At 70.6% G+C, this 3600-nt stretch carries 3 protein-coding genes and 1 pseudogene; all 4 read right to left on the bottom strand.

Annotated elements, in window-relative coordinates:
- A partial coding sequence (gene argJ / locus A5709_RS14030) for a bifunctional glutamate N-acetyltransferase/amino-acid acetyltransferase ArgJ (RefSeq protein WP_068120409.1) occupies window positions 1-945 on the bottom strand: 945 nt, incomplete at its 3' end.
- Window positions 942-2001: pseudogene (gene argC / locus A5709_RS14025) on the bottom strand (N-acetyl-gamma-glutamyl-phosphate reductase). The gene argJ and the pseudogene argC, both read right to left, overlap by 4 nt.
- 55 nt (window positions 2002-2056) lie before the next feature.
- On the bottom strand, window positions 2057-2410 hold the full coding sequence (locus A5709_RS14020; RefSeq protein ID WP_068011125.1) for a DUF732 domain-containing protein: 354 nt from the start codon (window positions 2408-2410) through the stop codon (window positions 2057-2059).
- Window positions 2411-2504: 94 nt separating this feature from the next.
- On the bottom strand, window positions 2505-3600 hold a 1096-nt coding region (locus A5709_RS14015; RefSeq protein WP_068120406.1), incomplete at its 5' end, for a PPE family protein.

The raw sequence follows: 3600 nt of genomic DNA, 5'->3' as shown, positions 1-3600 counted from the left end.
CACCGCGGTCTTGACCAGGCTGTCGCGGGCGATCACCCGGGCGGCGGTCAGCGCGTCGTCGTCCGAGGTGGCCCCGGTGACGGTGACGGTGACGCGCTTGGTGACGCCCTCGGCGTCGGCCTGCAGTTGCGCGCACAGGTCGTCGCAGACCCGCAGCACGGCATCGTCGAGATCGGCCTGGCTCGGCGTGATTTCGCTGGCCCCCGACGCCAGCAGCAGCACCGTGTCGTTGGTCGAGCAGCTGCCGTCGATGTCGAGCCGGTCGAAGGTGCGCGCGGTGGCCCGGCGCAGCGCCCGGTCGAGCGCGGCGGCATCGACGGCCGCGTCGGTGGTGAGCACGCAGAGCATGGTGGCCAGCGACGGCGCCAGCATGCCCGCGCCCTTGGCCATTCCGCCGACGGTCCAGTTGCCCGGGTGGTGCAGCGCAACCTGTTTCGGCACGGTGTCGGTGGTCATGATCGCGCGCGCGGCCTCGTCGCCGCCCGACAGCCCGCCGGCCATGTCTTGGACGATCGTGCGCACCCCGGCCAGCATCTTGTCCATCGGCAACCGGTCGCCGATCAACCCGGTGGAGCAGACCGCGACCTCGATGGCGCCGGTCTCGGTGCCCCAGTCGGACAACGCGGCCGCGACGGCCTCGGCGGTGGCGTGGGCGTCCTGGAAGCCGCCCGGGCCGGTGCAGGCGTTGGCACCGCCGGAGTTCAGGATCACCGCGCGCAGCGCCCCGGTGGTCAGCACCTGCTGGGTCCACAGCACCGGCGCCGCCTTGACCTTGTTGCGGGTGAACACACCGGCCGCCGCGTAGTCGGGTCCCTCGTTGAAAACCAGGGCCAGGTCGCGGTTGCCCGACGCCTTGATGCCGGCGGCGATGCCGGCGGCCCGGAACCCGGCCGGCGCGGTGACGCCCTGTTCGCGCACCAGGCGCGCCTCGGCTGCGCGAGTCACGGCGCGACTCCGACCACCGAAAGACCCTGCGTCTCCGGCCATCCCAGCGCCAGGTTCATCGACTGCACCGCCGCGCCGCCGGTGCCCTTGACCAGGTTGTCGATGGCGGCGATGGCCACGAACGTCTCCGCGGCCGCGTCCACCGCGACGGCCAGGTGCGCCGCGTTGCTGCCGATCACCGATCCGGTGCGGGGCAGCTGGCCCTCGGGCAGCAGGTGAATGAAAGGTTCGGCGTCATAAGCCTTTTCGTAGGCGGCCCGCAGCTGCGAGAGCGGCGCGCGGGTGCGCGCGGTACAGGTGGCCAGGATGCCGCGCGAGGTCGGGATCAACACCGGGGTGAACGACACCGTGACGTCGCGGTCGGTGACGGCCTGCAGGCCCTGGGCGATCTCGGGGGTGTGCCGGTGGCCGCCCGCGATGTTGTAGGCCCGCGCGGATCCGATGACCTCGGAGCCGAGCAGATCGGTCTTGGCGGCCCGGCCCGCCCCGGAGGTCCCGCTCACGGCGACCACCGTGACGGCGGGCTCGATCAGATCCTCGGCCACCGCGGGCAGCAACGCCAGTAGCGCCGCGGTCGGGTAGCAACCCGGGACGGCGATGCGCCGCGCGCCGCGCAACCGCTCCCGCGCGCCCGGCAGTTCGGGCAGCCCGTAGGGCCAGCTGCCGGCGTGCGGGGAGCCGTAGAACCGTTCCCAGGCGCCGGCGTCGGTAAGCCGGAAGTCGGCGCCGCAGTCGATGATCAGGGTGTCCGGGCCGAGTTGTTCGGCCAGCGCGGCCGAATGTCCGTGCGGCAGGGCCAGGAACACCACGTCGTGGCCGGCCAGCACGGCGAGCTCGGTGGGCTCGACCACCCGCTGGGCCAACGGCGTCAGGTGCGGATGGTGCTCGCCGAGCGTGCTGCCGGCGCTGGTCGCGGCGGTGAGCGAACCGATCGCGAGGCGGCCGTCGGCGTAGGCCGGATGCCCGAGCAACAGCCGCAGGATTTCACCGCCCGCATAGCCGCTGGCCCCGGCGATCGCCACCCTCAATACGTCGGCCATTCCGCCGATTCTGCATGGTTATGCAGTCTTTTGCAAATCCATTCTCCGGGGGGCTCGGGGGCCAGAAGTGCTCACCCGCCGCCCTTTCCGCCCTCGGCGGCTTGCAGTTGCCGTGGGCAGTAGGACTTCGCCGATATCGTCGCGAACTGGGCGGCGCCGTTTGTCGTCAGCTCGGGATTGTTGTCCCGCAGGTCATTGAGGAGCTGAAGACCGGATACGCCGCGAGAGATCAAGCCGCACACCGCTTTTCCGGCGGTGATGGCCTGATCCGGGTCCGCAAAGCTGATTCCCACCTTGTGCAGGTCAGCGATGAAGACCTCGTTGTTCTCGTCGGTCGCCGCTTCGTCCTCCCCGGGTATGGCGTGCGCGGGCGCCGCGGCGACGATGCCCAGTGACACACCGAGAAGCGCTAACAGCAGTTTCATCACTCCTCCTTCAATGCGACTCATCACGGCGGTTTTCCCGACCTGGCCTGGCTATGCCCGTGATCACGCCGCGAAACCCCTGCGCTGCGGTCATTTAACCCATCTTCGATTCGGCGCCGCCCACCGCCAGCTCGGCGCCGTCCGTCACGTGCACGGCGTGCACGCCCGGTGTCGTTCTGAGCTTGGCGACCAGGTCATCGAGACCTGTCTCGTCGACGTTCCAGTGCTGAACCTGGTCGGGCATCTCCTGCAGTTGGGCGATGATGCGGTCGAGCTTGACCGGTGCGGTGCGGCGCTCGCCGGTGGCGACGCGGGCCTGCTGGATGCCGGGTGAGCTGACCACGCGCGCCGCCGGGCTGCCCAGCGCGCCGCCCGCCAGGCTGCCCAACGTCGCCTCGTTGACCAGGCCCGAGAAATCCGTGGCCGCGGCCGCGCCCACGCTGGTGCCCGGCAGCGAGGCCAGCCGGATGGCCGGCGCGGCGGTCGCCCAGCTGGGCGGCACCGAAAGCTTCCCCACCGTCGGCGCGTTACCCGCTACCGCCGACACGGGCTTGGCCGCGACGCCCGCGGCGACATGCCCCGGCGACGCCAGACCGGCGCCCAGCGAGGTTTTGGCCATCGCGGCGCTCCAAGGTGCGTAGATGAAGAAGTTCTTCCACTGCGAGACGCCCAGGCCGATGGTGGCGTTGGTGACGTTCGTCCACGTCGCCTGCGTGCCGATTTGGGAAATGCTGGAATACAGCGTCTCCCAGAACGGTGCGATCTCGGTGCTCCCCGTCGTCCCCGCGATCAAGTCCTGCCAAAACTTGGTGTATTGGCCGGTGAGCGAGGTCAGATAGTCCTCGATCTGCTTGAGCCACGACGACAACGACTGGGGCGACGCCGCCGCCACGGCCGCGGTCTGGGTGGCCGGTCCCGTGTCGTTGGTGGTGACCGGCGCCTCCTCGAACGGGGTCAGCTCGCCGGCCGACTCCGACGCGCTGGCGTAACTGAACATGGCGGCGACATCTTGGGCCCACATCTGTCCGTAATCGTCTTCAGTCGCCGCGATCGCCGCGTCGTTCTGGCCCAGGAGGTTCGTCTCCAACAGTTCCGCCAACTGAATGCGGTTCGCCGCGACGAGCTGTGGCGGCACGGTGGCCGCCAGGGCGGCCTCGTAGGCGCCGGCCGCGGCCCGGGCCTGGGTGGCG

The organism is Mycobacterium sp. E1386 (assembly GCF_001672745.1).
Lineage (GTDB): Bacteria > Actinomycetota > Actinomycetes > Mycobacteriales > Mycobacteriaceae > Mycobacterium.
This window is presented reverse-complemented; position numbering and strand designations above follow the sequence as displayed.

What these genes read in the sequence shown, in the direction of transcription:
- A5709_RS14020 (WP_068011125.1), bottom strand. Translation starts at nt 2,410, where the DNA reads ATGAAACTGCTGTTAGCGCTTCTCGGTGTGTCACTGGGCATCGTCGCC.